Raw genomic sequence first — 17264 nt, 5'->3', positions numbered from 1 at the left:
GCGGCAACCGCCAGCTCAACCGGGCGATCTACACGATCGCGATCTGCCGCATGCACCATGACAAGCGCACGAGACAGTTCGTGGCCAAACGAATCCAGCAAGGAAAGTCTAAAAAGGAGATCATCCGAATGCTGAAGCGGTACATCGCCCGAGAGATCTACCGACTGCTGCAACCAGCAACACCGACCGCCATGACATGACTTGACAGACATAGAAACGTCAGAACCTCGTCGCGGTGCGTGCGGTCGGGAGGCCCCGACGGTAGAAGACCCGGAACGCCTGCTCCTCCACCCAGATCTTCGCCTGGGGCTTCAGTCGGGACCAGAACCGGCCCCAGGTCGCCCGCAGGTCGCCCGAGTTCAGGCCGGAGACGACGAGGACGACATCGTCGTTCCGAGGCCCGGTCAGGACTTGAAAGGAATCGGGGGCGTCAGGACCGGAGGCGCGGACGGTATAGGTCCGGTATTGGTCCTGAAAGGTGCCCCGATTGAGCGATCCCGGATCGGCCTCGCCACTCGTAAGCTTTCCATCGGTCATCGTAACTCCATTTCGGACTGTCAAGTTTCCGACATTTCCTCGCCGGCGTTTCGCGACTCGGCGACCATGGCGAGGGCCATCGGCCCACTCTTGCGCGTCGCCCACCGATCACATCGGCTGTCGACATCACGAATCTAGACGATGAAATCGCAGGTCACAAGATGAGAAACGTTGTGTCCCAAGCAGAGCGTGGGAATCGTGGCATGGAGATTTCGGCGCTGATCTTACGCGGTCCGTTTCTCCCACAGCGTTTCTCACACCTTCGGATTTGCTGTGGACTGTGCGATAGTGATAGTTCGCAACGAGGACCGACAGACTCGGGAGCAGGTATGGGGAAGACGGAGTCGGGCATCTGGTTCAACCGGATGATGCTCAAGACGGGCCGCCTCGCAACGGGGAAGACGCAGCGGCAGGTCGCGGAGGAAGCACTCCTCTCAAAGGACACCTACCGCGACTACGAGGCGGGCCGCACCAGCCCGCCCGCCAAGAACATCAAGGCGCTCGCCAAGGCATGCGGGCACAGCGAGGAGAAGGCCGAATACATGGTGAAGGCCGCTCTCGGCCGGGAAGGGGGCCAGGCACTCGAAGCCGAGATGCGGTTCAACGCCCTCTACATCTCACTTGCAGAGCGGTTCTACGGGTTCTTCTTCAAGTTCGATGCCCTGCTCGTTCCAGGACTCCTTCAGCTCCAGGAGTATCACTACACGGTCGCTCGGCTCGCTGAACCGGGCACAGACGAGTGGGTCGATCGAGGCTGGGAGTTCAAAGACGAGCGGCAACAAGCTGTCGAGGCACGCACGGATCGCCCAACGCTCCAGTTCCTAATAGGCGAAACCGCTCTGCTCCAGCTTCGGATGATTTCCGATGAGCTCTACCAAGACCAGATGCAGCATCTCAAGCGTTGGGCCCGCAAGCCTGGGGTATTCATCCGCGTCAGCCGCGGACCGGTGCCCGCACATCAGAGCGGCTTCAGCCTCTACCTGCCTGCGGAAAGCCACCTCGCAGGTCCACCAATCGCATACACAGAGATCGCCGACTCCAGCTGGCTCATCGACGATCCCACGCGTATCGCAGGTTACGATGAGCTTCGCAAGATGCTTTGGAAAAAGGCGATCCGGATCGAGGTCTACAACGATGACGACTGGCGTTACCGTCTGGCGTAAGAGCACCCGCAGCGGCAGCGGCAACAACACCGACTGCGTCGAAGTTCGCCGGGCCTGGCGCAAGAGCACTCGCAGCGGTGGAGGAAACAACACTAACTGCCTCGAGGTCGCCTTCTGTGTCGATGATGCGGGCTTCCACGTTCGGGACTCGAAGCTCGACACCGACTCCCCGGTGTTCGACCTGACCGCCGCCGACTTCAGCGCGCTGGTGAAGGCCGCGGGCTGAGGCCCGCCTTCGACTTGGCCGCCCGGCCAGTGAACCGGGCGAATAGCGACAGATTCATACACTGAGGGGCCACCGCAGAGCGGTGGCCCTTCGCTTTCGGCCGCCGATACGGGAAAGGACCGGAAGCCGTGCCCTCGACTCCCCCGAACCGAATCTCCTCGCGCAGAAGAACCTGGCTGCTGCTCTTCTGGGGCGGGACCGCCCTCGCCTGCGCCGGCCTGACCCTCCTGCTCGTGCTCCTCGCCCGCGCGAACCTCTTCGAAAGCGAGCCGTTCGTGCTGCTCTCGGTCGTGGTCTTCACAGCGGGTTTCACATTGCGCCGGGTCACCAAGCGGGCCGTCGAGTCGATCGAGCGAGGCCAGGCGATCAAGTTCGACCCCTACGGGCCGACCTTCTCATCGTTCATCGAACGGCACGCCTTCGATCCCGGCCCGCTCGACCTCGGGACCGCCGAGCCCGAGCCGGGGCTGCGGCGGCACGTGATCGCAGGCGACACGGTCCTCATCGCGACCGCCGCGGCTCTCATCGTCATCGCGCTGGTCATGGCCATGTGAGCCGAGCGGCCCGGGCGGAGGCCCGCTCGCGCTCGGCCGCGCTCAGGTGCGGATCGGCCTCGCGGAACCGCAACGCCGTCGCCAGCGCGATCTCGCTCAGCCCCTCTCGCAGCGCATCGAGCAGTGGCTCAAGTGCATCCGCCTGCGGCCCAAGCGGTTCGGGGTCGATCTCGGCCAGGATCACCCAGCTCACGGCGCGGTCCACGGCGTGGTCGCCCGCGGCGGCGTTGGTCCAGTCGATGACCACCGGGCCGTCGCCGGTGATGACCACGTTCTCGGGGTGGAGGTCGAGGTGGAGGACGGAAGGGGAGGCGTCGGCGCGGAAGTCCACGCCGCGGGCCTCGGTGGGGAGCCAGTCGGGGACCGGTACACCGCGCAGCCGGTCGAGGAGCCCGTCGAGGATCTCGGCCGCCGACTCGGGTGCGGTGCGGCCGGTCATGATCGATTCCGCGAGGGTGGGTCCGTAGAGGCGCTCCATGACCATGTCGCCGCCCGCGACCTCGTAGACCTCGGGCACCGGGTAGGCGTTGCGGGCAAGGTGCCGCATCAGGCGGGCCTCCTGCGCGACGTTCCACTGGCAGCGGCGCAGGACCCGGCGGTCGTCCAGCGCGAACACCGAAGAGGCCCTTCCCGAGGCGATGAGCTCCACCGGACCGCTTCTATGCGATCTCGGCGAGGAGCGCGCGGTGCAGTTCGGGGTTGCAGGCGAGGATCGAGGTGGCGCTGGTGTCGTAGTCGACGCCGTCGATGTCGGTGACGAGGGCGCCGGCTTCGCGGGCGATGACCACGCCGGCGGCGACGTCCCACGGGTTGATGAAGGAATGGTAGGTGGCGTCGACGCGGCCCGCGGCGGTCCAGCACATGTCGAGGGCGGCGGTGCCGAGCATGCGGATGCGCTGGATCTTGGGGACGAGGCGGCGGAAGAGTTCGAGGCGGTGGGCGTTGCGGCGCTCGGATTCGGGGGTGACGCCGAAGTCGCCGAAGGCGACCACGGCGTCCGAGAGCGCGGCCGGTCCGCGGACGGCGAGCGGGTGCTTGTTCACGGCGGCGCCGTGGCCGAGGGCGGCGGTGAAGCGCTCTTCGCTCGCGGGGGCCTCGACGACGCCGACGACCGAGATGCCGTTGTGGGTCAGGGCGAGGGAGACGGCGTACATGGGCGAGCCGTGCGCGAAGTTGACGGTGCCGTCGATCGGGTCGAGCACCCACTCGTAATGCGAGTCGGTGTCGCCGGTGCGGCCGCGCTCCTCCCCCAGCACCGGGATGCCGGGTGTCTCGGCGGCGAGGAACTCGCGGACGGCGTCCTCGACGGCGAAGTCGAGGTCGGTGGCGTAGTCGCGGTCGCCTTTGCCGCTGATGGAGCGTTCGCGCCCGAGTCCGGTGCGGATGACCTCGGCAGCGTTTGCCACCGCCTGCTCGGCCGTGCCCAGGAAATCCAGCAACTCGCTCATTATTCGGTTCCTCGTCTCTTCCGACCCACCCGACGCACCACATCCTAGACGTGCAAGACCAAGCGGCTCTTGGACTCCCAGTGCGATTTTTTCCGGCAGACAGTACGAAACGGGAGCCGGTGCGCCCGCAAAGCAGGGCGCACCGGCGCAAAATGCTCAGTCCACGGGCAGCCAGACGCGCATCGCGGCGGGTTCGCGGGTCGCGCGGAGCCGGAACGGCAGGAGCGGGACTTCAGCGGTCTTGCCGTCGTCGTCGGCCGGGGCCGGGCCGTACGGCCAGCCGTCGGCGCGGTCGTGGACGTGGGCGGCGACGTAGACGCGGCCGTCGCGCACGACCGGGGCCGCGGACGTGTCGACGGTGAGTTCGTCGAGGTCGCCGCCGGGGACGTCGAGCGATTCGGCGCAGAGGACGACCGGGCCCTGTTCGACGGCGGCGCAGCCGCGGACGGCGTCCACCCGCGGGTCGGGCAGGGTCCAGCGCGGCTCCACGGGCAGGTCGAGGCGGATCTCGTCGCCGGCCTGGAAGTCGGCGGTGACGCGGGCGAACGTGCCGGGCTCGGCAGGCCGGGTCTCGCCGTCCGGGCCGGTGACCGAGGCGCCGGCGGCCCAGGCCGGGACGCGCAGGGAGACAGTGCGCTCGCCGCCGTCGTTGGCCTCGACGCTGACGGTGATCGCGCCGTCGTCGGGGTAGGCGGTGCTGATCCGGAGTGCGAAGCGCGTGCCGGCGACGCGGGTGTCGATCGCCGCCGGGGCGTGCTGGTGGATCTGGACGCCCTGGTCGTCGGCGGTGGCCACGTAGACGGCGAACTGGGCGAAGGTGCGGGCGAGGTTGGTCGGGCAGCAGGAGACGTCGAACCACTTGGCGCGGCGGCCGCCGGCGTGGACGTGCGAGAGGGCGTCGCCGTCGGACGGGTCCGGGTCGGCGGTGCGCTGGTGGAGCGGGTTGGCGTAGAAGAACGCCTTGCCGTCGGGGGCGACCGCGCCCGCGAGGACGTTCCACGCGATCCGCTCGATCATGTCGCCGTAGTGGGACTCGCCGGTGGCGAGCGTCAGGCGCCAGGCGGTCATGACCGCGCCGATGCCGGCGCAGGACTCGGCGTAGGCCCGGTCGGGGCCCAGCGCGAAGTCCCTGCCGAACGCCTCGTCGGCGTACTGGGAGCCCATGCCGCCGGTGAGGTGGGTGCGGCGGGCGACGGTGCGGTCCCATTGGCGGCGGACCGCGTCCAGGAGTTCCCGGTCGCCGGTCTCGACGGCGACGTCGATCGCCCCCGAGGAGAGGTAGAGCGCGCGAACCGCGTGGCCGCGAAGGACCTCGGCGTCGCGGACGGGGACGTCGTCCTGGTAGTAGAACCCGTTCTCCCGCAGGGTCTTCCGACCGTGCCGTTCGATGAAGAGCCGGGCCTGCTCGAGGTAGCGGGCCTCGCCGGTGGCGCGGGCGAACTCGGCGAGGGCGACCTCGATCTCGGCGTGGCCGCAGATCCGCTCGATGCCGCCGGGGCCGAAGGTGTCGCAGACGTGGTCGGCGACGCGGCGGGCGATGCGGACGAACTCGTCCTCGCCGTGGTTGCGCAGCCGGGCGACCGCGGCCTGGATCAGGTGGCCGGCGCAGTAGAGTTCGTGGCCCCATTCGAGGTTCGAGTAGCGGGGCTCCTGCCCGGGGTTGCCGAACGCGGTGTTCAGGTAGCCGTCCTCGTGCTGGGCGGCCCCGATGCGGGCGGTGAGCTCGACGAACGTCGCCTCCAGGTCCGCGTCGCCGGTGCGGCCGATCTCCCAGGCCATGGCCTCGGCGAGCTTGTAGACCTCCGAGTCGGAGAACTCGCGCCCGGCGCGCTGGAACGGCCGGCCCGCCGCTTCGCCCGCCGCGACGCGGTCGAAGTTGGCGATCCAGTCGAGTTCCTCGAGCCAGTGCAGGCAGTGCCTGATGGTGGCCGAGGCGTTCACCGCCTGCCGTTCGCTCCAATGGCCGCCGGTGAGGCGGACTTCCTCCGTCCCCAGGGGTCGCAGGGCACCGGTGGAGGGCATTACGGGTGTTCTCATGATCATCCTTTGATCGCTCCGGACATGAATCCTCGGACGTAGTGGCGCTGGAGCAGCGCGAACAGCACCAGGCACGGCAGGGCCATGACGACCACGCCCGCCTGGGTCGCCCCGAAGTCGACCGCGCCCATCGACTGCTGGCGGAGGTTGGCGATCGCCACCGGCAGCACGGCCTTGTCGGCCGAGCTGATGAGGATGAGCGGGGCGATGAAGTCGTTCCAGGCGGCGAGGAACGAGAACAGGCCGACGGTGATCAGGCCGGGCCAGACCGCGAACAGCATGATGCGGGTGAGGACGCCGAACGTGCCGGCGCCGTCGCACATCGCCGACTCCTCGATCTCCTTGGGGACGGCCTCGAAGCTGATGCGCATCATGAAGACCGCGAACGGCAGCTGGTAGAGGGTCAGCACGAGCGCGAGCCCGGCGAGCGTGTTGCGAAGGCCCAGGTCGCCGAGCATCGAGTAGAGCGGGATCAGCAGGGTCGAGTACGGGACCATGAGGATCGCGAGGGTGAGCAGGAACAGGGTGTCCTTGCCGCGGAAGGTGAACCGGGCGAAGGCGTAGCCGCCGGCGATCGAGAGGGCGAGGGTCAGGGCGACGGTGAGCACGGAGACGTACGTGGAGTTCCAGAGGTACCGCAGGAGCCCGGCGTCGTAGTCGAGGAGGCTCGCGTAGTTGCCGAAGCCGAAGCCGTCCTGCTGGTTGGTGGCGCCGTGCGGGGCGACCGAGGCGTAGCCGGTCCACACCAGCGGGAACAGGAACAGCACGGCGAGGCCGCCGGCGAGCACGTAGTAGGAGGTGCTCCAGAGCCTGGTGCTCATCACGCGTCCTTTCTGAGGGCCCGGAACTGGACGATGTTGAGGACCAGGAGCGCGGCGAGGACGACGACGGAGATTGCGGCCGCGGCGCCGAGATCGAAGCGCTGGAACGCCTCCCGGTAGATGAGCTGGACGACGGTGACGGTGGAGTTGTCCGGGCCGCCCTTGGTGAGGATGAAGAACTGATCGAAGGCCAGGAGCGAGCCGGTGACCGAGAGGATGAGGACGAGTCCGAGCGCCGGCCGCAGGAGCGGGACCGTGACGTGCCAGAAGGACTGCATGCGGCCGGCGCCGTCCAGCCGGGCGGCCTCGTAGACGTCCGGCGGGATGGACTGGAGGCCCACGAGCAGGATGATCATGAAGAACCCGGCGAACTTCCACACGATGAGGACCACTGTGGACCACAGTGCGGCCGTCGGGGTGCCGAGCCACGACACCGGTTCCAGGCCGAGCGCCTCGAGCATCGGGTCGAGCGGACCGATCGCGGGGCTGTAGAAGCCGAAGAACAGCAGCGAGGCGGAGGCGAGCCCGAGCGTGGTCGGCAGGAAGTAGGCGCTGCGGAAGAACCCGGTGCCCTTGCGGCGGTCGGCGACGATGAGCGCCAGCAGAAGCGAGAGTCCGATGAGGAGGACGACGACGATCCCGGTGTACTTGAGGGTGAAGCCGACCGCGGGCCAGAACAGCGGGTTGTCGGCGATCCCCTCGTAGTTCGCGGGGAGGTTGATCCCCCGGTCGCCGGCCAGCAGCGGCCAGTCGGACGCGGACATGCGTCCGACCAGCAGCAGCGGCGCGACGAAGAAGACCAGCACGAACACCGCCACGGGGGCGGCGTAGAGGGCGCCGGCCAGCTTGCGCGAATGTCGCATTGAGTTGTGGTTCCTAACTTCCGAGGGAGGCCGTCACGTCGTCGTTGAGCGCGGTCAGGTCGGCGTCCGGATCGCCGTAGACCGCTTCGCGGACCAGCGGCAGCCACGGGCCCTGCGGGTCGTTGAAGGTCTGGCCGAAGTTGAGCGAGTAGGGGGTGCGGCCGACCTGGACGAGGTCGTTGATGACGGCGGCGTTCGGGTTCTCGGCGTAGTACTCGTTGTCGGCGAGGTCGGTGCGGGCCATGACGTCGCCGTTGGCGGCGAGGAGTTCGACCTGCTGCTCCGCTTCCAGGCTCCAGCGCAGGAAGTCCCACGCCTGGTTCGCGTTCTCGGAGTTGGCGCTGATGCCGATGGAGTCGCCGCCGACGAAGGTGGACTCGCCGCCGTCGAGCCCGGGGATGGGGGCGACGCCGATGTTCATGTCCTCGGGCATGAGGCCGAGCATGGTCGAGGGCATGGGCATGACCCCGATGTTCCCTTCGGGGAAGTAGGACACCCAGGTCGCGCCGGTCTCCTCGTTGTGGCCGGGGGCGACGACGCCGTCCTCGACGAGGCCGCGGTAGGTGGCGTAGACCTCCTGGGCCTCAGGGGAGTCGAGGAGGGACTCGGTGCCGTCCTCGTTCATGACCTCGGCGCCGGAGGCCCAGATGGTGGGCCACCAGGTGAAGACGAAGCAGCCGCCGCAGTTGCCGCCGAAGAAGGTGCCCTCGACGTCGCCGCCGAGGGCGTCGACCGCGCGGGCGTGCTCGGCGAACTCGGCGAAGGTGGTGGGCGGCTGCTCGGGGTCGAGGCCGGCCTGCGCGTAGAGGTCCTTGTTGTAGAACAGGACCGAGAGGTCGAGGGTGTGGGGCACGAGGTACCGGGCGCCGTCGACGGTGCCGACCTCGAGGTGCGAGGGGGCGAGGGCGTCGGCGAAGTCGAGGGCCTCGATCCGGTCGGTGATGTCCAGGTAGGCGCCGGCGGTGGTGAAGTTGGGGGCGAAGACCACGTCGAGCGCGAAGAGGTCGGGCAGCTCCTGGTTGCCCGCGGCGGTGCCGACGCGGGTCTGGTAGTCGTCGGTGGGGATGACGGTGAGTTCGATCTGGTTCTCGTGGCTCGCGTTGTAGGCGTCCACGAGCGCCTGCGACTGGGCCTCGGTGGCGGCGCGGGTCCACATGGTCAGGGTGGTGCCGTCGTCGACGCCTTCGAGGACGACCTCCTGGTCGCCGCCGCTTCCGCCGCCGCTGCACGCGGAGGCGACCAGGGCGGTCGCCGCGGCGAGGACCGCTGCCGCGCGCCGTTTCGGGAATCTCATTGCCTACTCCTCACTGAACAGGGGTTCAAGGGGTCGGGCGGACGGCTACTGCCGCCGCCAGTACAGGTGGTACGGGTCCTCGTCGCCGAGGTGCAGGGGTGCGAAGGTGTAGCCGTCGGCGGTGAAGTGGAGCGGTTCGCCGGTCGGTTCGAACGCCGCGTCGAGGTCGTCGCCGACGGCGATGTCGATCAGGCCGGTGGCGGGGTCGGTGCCGACGGGGCCGTGCTTGATCGCCAAGACCGTCGGTCCGTAGTAGACGGATTGGATCTGCGGGTCGTCCAGGGCCGCTTCGGTGTAGAGGCGCAGGGGCATCGCGATGTCGACGGTGTCGCCGTCGCGCCAGCGGCGCCGTACGGTGGCGTAGGTGCCCGGTTCGGCGTCGATCCACTGGCGGCGGCCGTTGACCTCGACGGTGAAGGTCGTCGCCCAGGAGGGGACGCGCAGTTTGAGGTCGAAGCGGCCGCCGCGGCCGCTGAACTCAAGGCGGCTCGCGCCCTCGAACGGGTAGCCGGTGGTCTGCACGACCTCGGTGCGCCGGTCGGACCAGTCGAGCGTGGACGCCATGTAGAGGTTGACGTAGAGGCCGTCGTCGCCGGCGAAGTAGACCGACTCCTGGTGCTTGGTGTGGTTCTCCATGCCGGTGCCGCCGCAGCAGGTGCCGGTGTTGCCGTAGCCGCGGCGCTGCCCGGGGCGCACGGGCACGAAGTACGTGACGTTCGGGCTCGCGGTGCTGTCGGCGTCGCGGCGGGAGGCGAGGATCTGGTTGAACAGGGCCCGTTCGCAGTACTCCATGTACTTGGGGTCCACGGTGTGGAGGAACAGGTTCCGCGCGAGTTTGATCAGGTTGTAGGCGCAGCAGGTCTCGGCGTGGTTGGGGTCGTTCGGGTACTGCCACAGGGAGCCGGCGATCACGCCGCGGGCGCGGAAGATCTCGCCCACGCCGGTGCCGCCGTGGGCGTAGGCGCGGTGCGGCACCACCATGTCCCAGAACCGCTTCGCGGCGGTGAAGTAGTCCTCGCCCGCGCCCTGCTCGTACATCCGGAGGTAGCCGGTGAACTGCGGGATGTGCTGGTTGGCATGCTTGCCGTCGAGGAGGTCCTCGCCCGCGGCGGTGGCGGCGAGGAGGGCCGTGTTGTCGAAGTACGCCGCGGTCTCAAGGAACTCGGGCCGGTCGGGGACGGCGGCGGCGAGGTCGGCGAGGGACTCGTTGATGCCGCCGTACTCGCCGGCGATGTAGATCGACCACATCCGGTCGAGCCGGGCGCGGTCGAGAACAGACAGTCGCGAGTGGACCCACTCGCCGATTCCCGAGGCGATGTGCAGCGCGTCGGTGTTCCCGCCGACGCGGTGGGCGTCGAGGAGTCCGGCGAGGATCTTGTGGGTGGTGTAGTACGGGGCCCAGATCCCGGCGTTGCCGCCGTAGGTCGCGAACTCCTCGAGCCGCAGGAACTGGGTCTCGGGGTAGGCGGCGAGGAAGCCGGGGTGGCGGCGGCCGTCGTAGGGGGCGACGACCTCCGCGTGCCGGCCGTTTCCGGAGGAGTCGGCGCACACCGGGCCCGGGTCCTCGTCGAACCGGTAGGAGGCGAGGTCGCCGCCCGGCCCGGATCCTTCGGCCAGGGCGGCGACCTCTCCTGCTCCCAGTGCGTGGCTGAAGAGGTGGAACTCGTCCACGTCGGCGCCGAGGTACTGGACGCTCCCCTGCGGGAACTGCCCGCGGCCGATCCAGTTCGCGGCGGTGGCGCCGAGGTCGGCGGGGGTGAGCGCGACCGGGCCGGAGGCCGCGGCGGCGCCGTCGACGTAGAGGGTGGCGGTGCCGCCGCCGAGGACGACCGCGAGGTGCGTCCATGCGCCGGCCGGCAGGGGCGCGGCGGCGGTGACGCGCTGCTCCCCCGCGGTGCCGCCGGTCGTGATGGCGAAGCGCGGGTACGGGTTCGCGTTGTCGGCGCGCACGGTCAGGTACAGGTGCCGGTCGGCGTCCGCCCCGAAGTCGAAGACCTTGGCGCCGTTGAGCAGCGGCGCGGGGTCCTGGCTCGGGTCGGGCAGGCGGGTCCGGTCGATCGCGGCGGGCTTGATCCAGGTCGCGACGGTGAGCTCGGTGAGGGCGTCGACGAGTCCACTGGGGAGCCGCACGTGTTCGGCGTGGCCCAGCGGGGAGCCGGTCAGGCGCAGGGCGGTGCCGCTGCGGCCCGGGACGCGGGGGGTCGCTTCCGCGGCGGCCGCGGCGAGCGCGTCCCGGCATTCGCCGAGCCCGGAGACGAGGTGGTCGAGTTTGCGGCGGTACCGGCCGTCGCCGGTGCTCGCGTACGCCTGGGCGAGCATGGACAGGAAGTGCCCGGAGTAGTGGCCGCGCAGGTAGCCGTTGGCGTCGTCCCAGCTCCCTGGCGGCGCGATGCCGTCGGGGTTGGGGATGCCGGCGTTGGCGCGGAAGTTGTAGAGCATCCGGTCGGGTCCGGCGAGTTCGCCGCGGGCGGCCTCGTAGCCGCTCGCGTAGTGGAGCATCCGGTCGCGCTTGTCGGCGAAGATCCCGTCGCCGAGCGCGACCTCGTCGAGGCCGAAGGGGCGCACCGCCCAGGATGCGGGGCCCTGCAGCTCGGACGCCGCGGGGGCGGCCCCCGCCGGACCCTGGTGCAGGAGCCCGGCGGGGGCCAGGGACGCCAAGGCGCCCAGGCGAAGTGCGTTGCGGCGGTTGAGGTTCATCAGGCGGCTCCCCTGGTCTGGACTACCTTCTGGATGGTGCCGTCGGCGTTGAAGTACAGCCGGTCCATGGCGACCGAGCGGCGGAAGTTCCCGCCGCCGGGCGCGTCGGCGGTGTGGTAGACCATCCACCACTGGCCGTCGAACTGCATGATCGCCGGGTGGTTGGTGGTCGAGGTGACCTGGCCGAGGACGACGCCGCGGTGCGTCCAGGGCCCGGCCGGGTCGGTGGCGGTCGCGTACCGGATGCACGCGTAGGCGGAGCCGGTGACGCAGTCGGCGCCGGCGTTCGAGGCGTAGGCCATGTAGTAGGTGCCGTTCCGTTCGAACATCCAGGGCGCCTCCCAGAAGTCCGTGAGGCCCTGCGGGGTGGTCACGGCGCTCGCGAGCGAGGTCATGTCCTGGTTCAGTCGCACCATGCGCGGCTGCCAGTAGGAGCCCCAGTAGAGGTAGATCCGGCCGTCGGCGGCGCGGAAGACGGTGGGGTCGATGTTGAGGGCCGACGAGTTCGGGGTCGAGTCGGAGATGAGCGGGCCGCCGATGGCGTCCTCGTACGGGCCGAGCGGGTGGTCCGCGACGGCGACGCCGATGTTCATCCACCCGTTGTCGGTGCTGCCGTCGACCGAGACGAACCAGTAGTACCGCCCGTCGGGTCCCTGCTCGACTTCGGAGGCCCAGGCGTTGGCGCCGGCCCAGTCGAAGACGTCGAGGGAGAGGCGGGCGCCGTGGGCGGTCCAGGCGGACCGGCTGTTGGCCGGTGCGGTGGAGGAGTAGGCGTGCCACTCGTCCATGACGAAGGCCTGCTGGCCGGCGGCGGCCTCGTCGCGGCCGGTGAAGAGGTAGGCGGTGTCGCCGACGACGAGGGTGGCCGGGTCGGCGGTGTAGATGTCGCGGATGATCGGGTTGCCGGACTGGGCGGCGGAGCCCTGGCCCCACACCTTCCATTCGAGGACGCCGACCGAGGCGGTGCCGCTCTGGAGGACGGCTCGGAGCGCGGTGGTGGTGACGGCGGTGAAGTCGGTGTGGTTGTAGGCGTTCGCGTTGACGCCGTAGCCGCTGGCGCCGGTGACGGGGGTCCACGAGCCGTTGTTGAGATATTCGATGCGCCAGCTGGAGGGCAGGCGGACGCCGCCGGGGCCGCTGTTGAACGAGTCGTCGAAGAAGTACAGGTCCGATGCGGACACGGTGACCGGGCCGGCCCAGGTCAGCTGCACCCATTGCGTTCCGGTCTGGGGCCAGGTGCCCCAGCGCGGGTTGACGGTGTCGTTGGAGCCGGGCGGTTCGATGCCGTCGTTGACGGCGGCCGTGGTCTCCCACGAGGAGGTGTAGGAGGCCGAGGGGGTCGCCGAGCGGGCGACGTTCACGGCCTGTGCCTGGGCCGGGGTCGCGGTGATCTGGAACAGGGTCCAGGCCAGTGCCGCGGCCAGCGCGGCGGCGAGTGTTCTTCGGAGGGCGAGGTTTCGGTTCGCGGTGCGGTGCATGGTGTTCTCCTGTGCCGGTTGGAGATCAGGTGACGGTGACGTGGGCCTGGGCGCGCAGGGAGGTGCCCGCGATGGCGCCCTGGACGGTGAAGGTGCCGGGTGCGGCGTAGTCGGCGGGGTCGACGGCGTCCCAGGTGACCGCGGTGCTCACGTTGTCCTTGGAGCCGTCGTTGTAGACGGCGGTCACGGTGGGCGGGAGCTGCGGCGCGGTGCCGGCCGGGGTGGTGATCTCCTCGGCCTCGAGCGCGGTGATCTCGACCTGGTCGGTGAGTCTGACGTGGACGGTGGCGTCGGCGGGGAGGGCGAGGCCGGTGACGAGCCCGCCGACGTGGAACGCGGTGGCGGGCTGGGCGACGTCGGCTTCGGTGATCGGGCCCCAGACGACGGGGAGGTCGAGGCGGGTGCCGTCGCCGTAGACGCAGGTGACGGTGGCGGGGAGGGTCGGGACGGCGCCGGCGAGGGTCGGCTGGTGGACGGCGCGGACCTGTTGGGGCGCTTCGGCGAAGACCTTCCATTCGAGGACGCCGACCGAGGCGCCGCCGCTGGTGAGGACGGCGCGGACGGCGGTGGTGGTCACGGGGTCGAAGGCGACGGCGTTGTACCGGTCGGTCGCGGTGCCGTAGGGGCCGTCGGCGGTGACGTCGGCCCACTGGTCGCCGTCGAGGTATTGGATCTTCCAGTCGGCGGGGGCGCGGACGCCGCCGCCGTCGTCGAAGAAGTACATGTCGGAGGCGTCGATGCGGACGGGGGTCGCCCAGTCCAGTCGGACCCACTGCTCGCCGGTCTCGGGCCAGGTGCCCCAGCGGGGGTTGACGGTGTCGTTGGAGCGGGGCGGGTCGATGCCGTCGTTGACGGCGGTGGTGTTCTCCCACGGGGAGGTGTAGGAGGCGGTGGGGGCGGCGAAGAGGGCGGCGTTGGTGCGGTCGTCCGGTTCGGCCACATGCACTTCCACAGTGGAGGCGGTGGTGGCGGTGCCGTCGGCGGCGGTGAGCCGGAGGGTGTAGTCGCCCGGTTCGGTGAAGGTAGCGACGGTGCTCGGCGCGGTCGGGTCCTCGAATACGACCGCGCCGGGCCCGTCGACGGCCGCCCACGACGCGGTCAGCGCGCCGTCGAGGGGGAGGCCGTCGTCTTTGACCGTGCCGGTGAGCAGCCCCTGCATGGGCTGGCGGAAGGAGAGGTCCTGTCTGGCCAGCGCGTAGGGGGCGGTGTTCTCCGGCGGGTCGGCGTCGTGGTCCGTTTGCAGGACTTGGACTTCCTTGAGTCCGGTGGCGCGTCCGTCCTGGTGGTCGAGGAGGATGCGGACGCGGTCGGTGGTGATCTGCGGGAACTGGACCTGGTTGTAGTTGGCGCGCGGGATCGCGGGGGTCTTGGTCTGGTCCTCGACGGTGGCCCAGTCGGTGCCGTCGTGGTACTGGACCTGGTAGACGGCGGGTTCGGCGAGGCCGCCGGGGGTGCGGTCGCGGTAGAAGTAGAGGCGGAGCTCGTCGATGCTCGTCTGCTCGCCGAGGTCCACTTCGTACCAGTCGACGGCGTTGCCGGAGCCTTCGCTGGACCAGATGGGGGCGTTGACGGTGGTGCCGTCGACGGCGCCGTCCGTGCTGGTGCCGGCCGCGGTGAAGGAGGCGGTGGCCGGCCGGCCTTCGGCGAGGTTGTCGGCCTCGCCGGTGAGGTCGGCGCCGGCTTTGGCGAAGACGTCGACGACGCGGCCTTCGAGTGCGACGTCCTCGGGGGCGGAGAGGTGCTTCATCTTGCGGCTCTTGATGACGGCGCCGCCGTCGGCGAGTTCGACGCGGCCGGTGTCGGGGTCCCAGACGGCGGGGACGAGGCTGTCGAGGGTGAAGGCGCGGGTGCCGTCGATGTAGACGGAGTATCCCTCGGGGGCGCCGGGGTAGTGGTCGGCGCCGTCGCCGGGCCGGTCCCAGACGATCGTGAGGTCGGCGTCGCGGTAGCGGAGGTCGTCGACGGTGAAGTGGTCCCAGCCGATGTCGATCGGGGAGAGCTCGACCTTGTCGTCGGTGCGCGGGCGCAGGCCGGCGACGTCCTCCACGTAGGTCCAGATGCTGGAGCCGAGGGTGGTGTGGTGGATCCAGGAGCGGTAGCCGATCTCCTGGCCGTCCCAGTCGGCCCAGAACTCGTTGGCGTCGGGCCAGGCGGTGTCGCCGTCGATGTAGGTGGACCAGGCGTTCCAGTACAAGAGCTTCTTGTAGTCGTCGGTGGTGATGGCGTCCTGGTCGTAGTCGCGCAGCGCAGACGAGAAGAGTCTGAACTGGACGGTGGAGTTGATCTGGGAGAAGTTGTTGGAGCCGGGGTTGCCCTGTTCGGCGGCCTCGGCCTTGTCGGCCTGGTTGGCGGTGTAGAAGGGGAAGACCGGGTACTCGTTCGGGTCGGCGAAGAGGCGGAGGGCGTCGGTGTAGGGCTCCTCGTTCGGGACGGCGCCGACGGCGAACGGGTAGTAGTTGTTGATCTCCTTCCACGGCACGTGGTCGCCGGAGGCGACGTGGACGTGCTCGAAGAGCTGGGTCTCGGGGTTCCAGAGGACGTCGGTGATGGCGCTGCGGATGTTCTCGGCGATGGCGCGCATCTCGTCGGCCTTGGCGGTGTTCCCGGCGAGTTCGTAGGCTTCGGCGGCGGCGAGCGCGCCGGAGTACTGGTAGGCGGATTCGGCGCGGTCGAGGTCGCCGTCCCTCCAGTGGAAGGAGACGGCGTCGGCGTCGTTGCCGGTCATCGCGCCCCAGTCGTACTCGATGAGCCAGTTGCCGTTGGAGTCGAAGGTCTCGAGCTGGCCTTTGACGTCGCCTTCGGCGTAGCGGGCGAGGTTCTCGGCGACCGCGGTCGGGCCGCCGTGGATCTGGTAGGAGCGCCAGGCGGCCTCGGCGATGTACTGGGTGTAGGAGTTCGACCAGTTCTCGGGGTCGCCGGGGTTGTCCATGAAGCGGCCGCCCATCGAGGACTCGCCGGTGGAGACCCAGGGGCCGTAGGAGTAGGCGGGGTCGCGCAGGTACTTGAGGTCGTCGATGAACATCGGGACGGTGAGCGCGATGGCGTTGTTGTAGCCGGTGACGCCTTCGATGGAGGTGGGGAACTGGAAGTCGTTGCCGGGGATGTCCGCGTCGAGGTAGTTGTAGCGCATCAGCCACCAGCGGTAGTAGATGAACTTCTTGTGGGCCTCGTCGGGGACGTCGAAGTAGGGGAGGTTGTCGGCCCACCACTTGTTGTAGGTCTGGACGTGGGCGGCGAAGGCGTCGTCGGGGGCGGCGTCGCGGTAGGTCTCGTACTCGGTCGCGGATTCGGGGATCTCTTCGGCGATCATGCCGAGCTGGACCTTGAAGGTGGCGGATTCGCCTTGGGCGAGTTGGAGTTCGCCGGTGAGGGCGCCGCCGTCGGGGGTGAGTCCGGTGCCGGACAGGCGCGGGAAGACGGTGGTGAGTCGTTCGAGGCGGGAGTTCTGGACGTCGAGGACGCCGGTGAGCTCGTCGCCGTCGGCGGTCCAGGCGAAGTCGGAGTCGACGCGGAGGGGGACGGCGGCGTCGGGGCCGTGGTTGGTGACGGTGACGTTCGCGACCGCGGTGTTGTGGCGGGTGATGAACTTCTGGACTTCGGCGGTGAGGGTGCCGTTGTCGTGCACGGAGGTCCAGTGGCTGGGGGTCTGGCGGCGCTGGTCCACGTTCTCGGTGAAGCCGCCGTCGCCGATGTCGATGGTGAAGCCGTCGGTGTTCGAGGCGCGGTCGAAGTAGGGGTCGTAGTAGGCGAGCTGGCCGCCGAAGCCGATGACGCTCGGCTCGTGGACGCGCATGAGGAGGGCCCGGCCGCGGGTCATGAGCCACTGGTCGCCGGCGGGGTCGGCGCCTTCCCGGGCGAGGAGGCGGTCCATCCAGAAGTCGGTGCCGTCGCCGCCGTCGAGCTCCTCCTCGTACATCGCAGGCATCATGCCGCCGAGCTCGAAGGGGACGGGTTCGTCGGGGACGGCGTCGCCGCCGGTGAACTCGGGGTAGCCGATGGTCTGCTGGGCCGCGGCGGGGACGGCGCCGACGGCGAGGAGTCCTGCGGCGAGTGCGGTCGCGGCGGCGGTGGCGAGGAGTCGGGTGGACGGGGGGCGGTGCACCATTGCGTGCCTCCGTGCGCTTGAGGTGTGCCGGATCGAGTGGG

Annotated in this window: 13 protein-coding genes and 1 pseudogene; 4 read left to right on the top strand and 10 right to left on the bottom strand. The window is 69.6% G+C overall.

Annotated elements, in window-relative coordinates:
• Positions 1-200 (top strand): annotated as a pseudogene (locus tag GFD30_RS26155) (IS110 family transposase); the annotation flags it as partial.
• Positions 201-219: 19 nt separating this feature from the next.
• On the opposite strand, the gene GFD30_RS04655 reads toward GFD30_RS26155, so the two are convergent.
• The gene (locus tag GFD30_RS04655; RefSeq protein WP_153024034.1) at positions 220-537 is read right to left on the bottom strand and encodes a hypothetical protein; all 318 of its coding nucleotides are present in this window, start codon (positions 535-537) and stop codon (positions 220-222) included.
• A gap of 329 nt (positions 538-866) precedes the next feature.
• On the opposite strand from GFD30_RS04655, the gene GFD30_RS04650 reads away from it, so the two are divergent.
• From GFD30_RS04650 to GFD30_RS04640, 3 genes are all read left to right on the top strand, one after another.
• Positions 867-1700 (top strand): helix-turn-helix domain-containing protein, encoded by an 834-nt coding sequence (locus GFD30_RS04650; protein WP_194201845.1) that lies wholly within the window; start codon positions 867-869, stop codon positions 1698-1700.
• A complete protein-coding gene (locus tag GFD30_RS04645; RefSeq protein WP_153024032.1) occupies positions 1672-1926 on the top strand; it encodes a DUF397 domain-containing protein in 255 nt (84 codons plus the stop codon). Before GFD30_RS04650 ends, GFD30_RS04645 begins: the two co-directional genes overlap by 29 nt.
• 128 nt (positions 1927-2054) lie before the next feature.
• Positions 2055-2480, top strand: a complete 426-nt coding sequence (locus tag GFD30_RS04640; protein WP_153024031.1) for a hypothetical protein — start codon at positions 2055-2057, stop codon at positions 2478-2480.
• Here the strand turns inward: GFD30_RS04640 and GFD30_RS04635 are convergent.
• From GFD30_RS04635 to GFD30_RS27470, 9 genes are all read right to left on the bottom strand, one after another.
• Positions 2467-3129, bottom strand: coding sequence for a phosphotransferase (locus GFD30_RS04635; protein ID WP_153024030.1), 663 nt, complete (start codon positions 3127-3129; stop codon positions 2467-2469). The genes GFD30_RS04640 and GFD30_RS04635 overlap by 14 nt on opposite strands.
• A 10-nt stretch (positions 3130-3139) precedes the next feature.
• Entirely contained in the window at positions 3140-3928 is a 789-nt protein-coding gene (locus GFD30_RS04630; protein ID WP_153024029.1) for an inositol monophosphatase family protein, read from the bottom strand.
• 156 nt (positions 3929-4084) lie between these two features.
• Entirely contained in the window at positions 4085-5965 is a 1881-nt protein-coding gene (locus GFD30_RS04625) for a glycoside hydrolase family 127 protein (protein ID WP_153024028.1), read from the bottom strand.
• Between the two features lie 2 nt (positions 5966-5967).
• Entirely contained in the window at positions 5968-6786 is an 819-nt protein-coding gene (locus tag GFD30_RS04620) for a carbohydrate ABC transporter permease (protein ID WP_153024027.1), read from the bottom strand.
• A complete protein-coding gene (locus tag GFD30_RS04615; protein ID WP_153024026.1) occupies positions 6786-7649 on the bottom strand; it encodes a carbohydrate ABC transporter permease in 864 nt (287 codons plus the stop codon). Before GFD30_RS04615 ends, GFD30_RS04620 begins: the two co-directional genes overlap by 1 nt.
• A gap of 13 nt (positions 7650-7662) precedes the next feature.
• Entirely contained in the window at positions 7663-8943 is a 1281-nt protein-coding gene (locus tag GFD30_RS04610; RefSeq protein WP_153024025.1) for an ABC transporter substrate-binding protein, read from the bottom strand.
• A 45-nt stretch (positions 8944-8988) separates the two neighbouring features.
• Positions 8989-11640 carry a beta-L-arabinofuranosidase domain-containing protein gene (locus GFD30_RS04605; RefSeq protein ID WP_153024024.1) on the bottom strand — a complete coding sequence of 884 codons (2652 nt, stop codon included), beginning with the start codon at positions 11638-11640 and terminating at the stop codon, positions 8989-8991.
• Positions 11640-13118: a family 43 glycosylhydrolase gene (locus GFD30_RS04600; protein WP_153024023.1), complete on the bottom strand. Its 1479-nt coding sequence runs from the start codon at positions 13116-13118 to the stop codon at positions 11640-11642. Before GFD30_RS04600 ends, GFD30_RS04605 begins: the two co-directional genes overlap by 1 nt.
• A gap of 25 nt (positions 13119-13143) precedes the next feature.
• Positions 13144-17223, bottom strand: a complete 4080-nt coding sequence (locus tag GFD30_RS27470; protein ID WP_153024022.1) for an Ig-like domain-containing protein — start codon at positions 17221-17223, stop codon at positions 13144-13146.
• Positions 17224-17264: the final 41 nt, after the last annotated feature.

It is taken from the genome of Glycomyces albidus, assembly GCF_009451885.1.
GTDB lineage: Bacteria > Actinomycetota > Actinomycetes > Mycobacteriales > Micromonosporaceae > Glycomyces > Glycomyces albidus.
Note: the sequence above shows the minus strand (reverse complement) of the source record. Positions and strands in the feature narration are given on the sequence as shown.

What these genes read in the sequence shown, in the direction of transcription:
- GFD30_RS04650 (WP_194201845.1), top strand. Translation starts at nt 867, where the DNA reads ATGGGGAAGACGGAGTCGGGCATCTGGTTCAACCGGATGATGCTCAAG.
- GFD30_RS04600 (WP_153024023.1), bottom strand. Translation starts at nt 13,118, where the DNA reads ATGCACCGCACCGCGAACCGAAACCTCGCCCTCCGAAGAACACTCGCC.
- GFD30_RS04610 (WP_153024025.1), bottom strand. Translation starts at nt 8,943, where the DNA reads ATGAGATTCCCGAAACGGCGCGCGGCAGCGGTCCTCGCCGCGGCGACC.
- GFD30_RS04655 (WP_153024034.1), bottom strand. Translation starts at nt 537, where the DNA reads ATGACCGATGGAAAGCTTACGAGTGGCGAGGCCGATCCGGGATCGCTC.
- GFD30_RS04645 (WP_153024032.1), top strand. Translation starts at nt 1,672, where the DNA reads ATGACGACTGGCGTTACCGTCTGGCGTAAGAGCACCCGCAGCGGCAGC.
- GFD30_RS04615 (WP_153024026.1), bottom strand. Translation starts at nt 7,649, where the DNA reads ATGCGACATTCGCGCAAGCTGGCCGGCGCCCTCTACGCCGCCCCCGTG.
- GFD30_RS04625 (WP_153024028.1), bottom strand. Translation starts at nt 5,965, where the DNA reads ATGAGAACACCCGTAATGCCCTCCACCGGTGCCCTGCGACCCCTGGGG.
- GFD30_RS04630 (WP_153024029.1), bottom strand. Translation starts at nt 3,928, where the DNA reads ATGAGCGAGTTGCTGGATTTCCTGGGCACGGCCGAGCAGGCGGTGGCA.
- GFD30_RS04605 (WP_153024024.1), bottom strand. Translation starts at nt 11,640, where the DNA reads ATGAACCTCAACCGCCGCAACGCACTTCGCCTGGGCGCCTTGGCGTCC.
- GFD30_RS27470 (WP_153024022.1), bottom strand. Translation starts at nt 17,223, where the DNA reads ATGGTGCACCGCCCCCCGTCCACCCGACTCCTCGCCACCGCCGCCGCG.
- GFD30_RS04620 (WP_153024027.1), bottom strand. Translation starts at nt 6,786, where the DNA reads ATGAGCACCAGGCTCTGGAGCACCTCCTACTACGTGCTCGCCGGCGGC.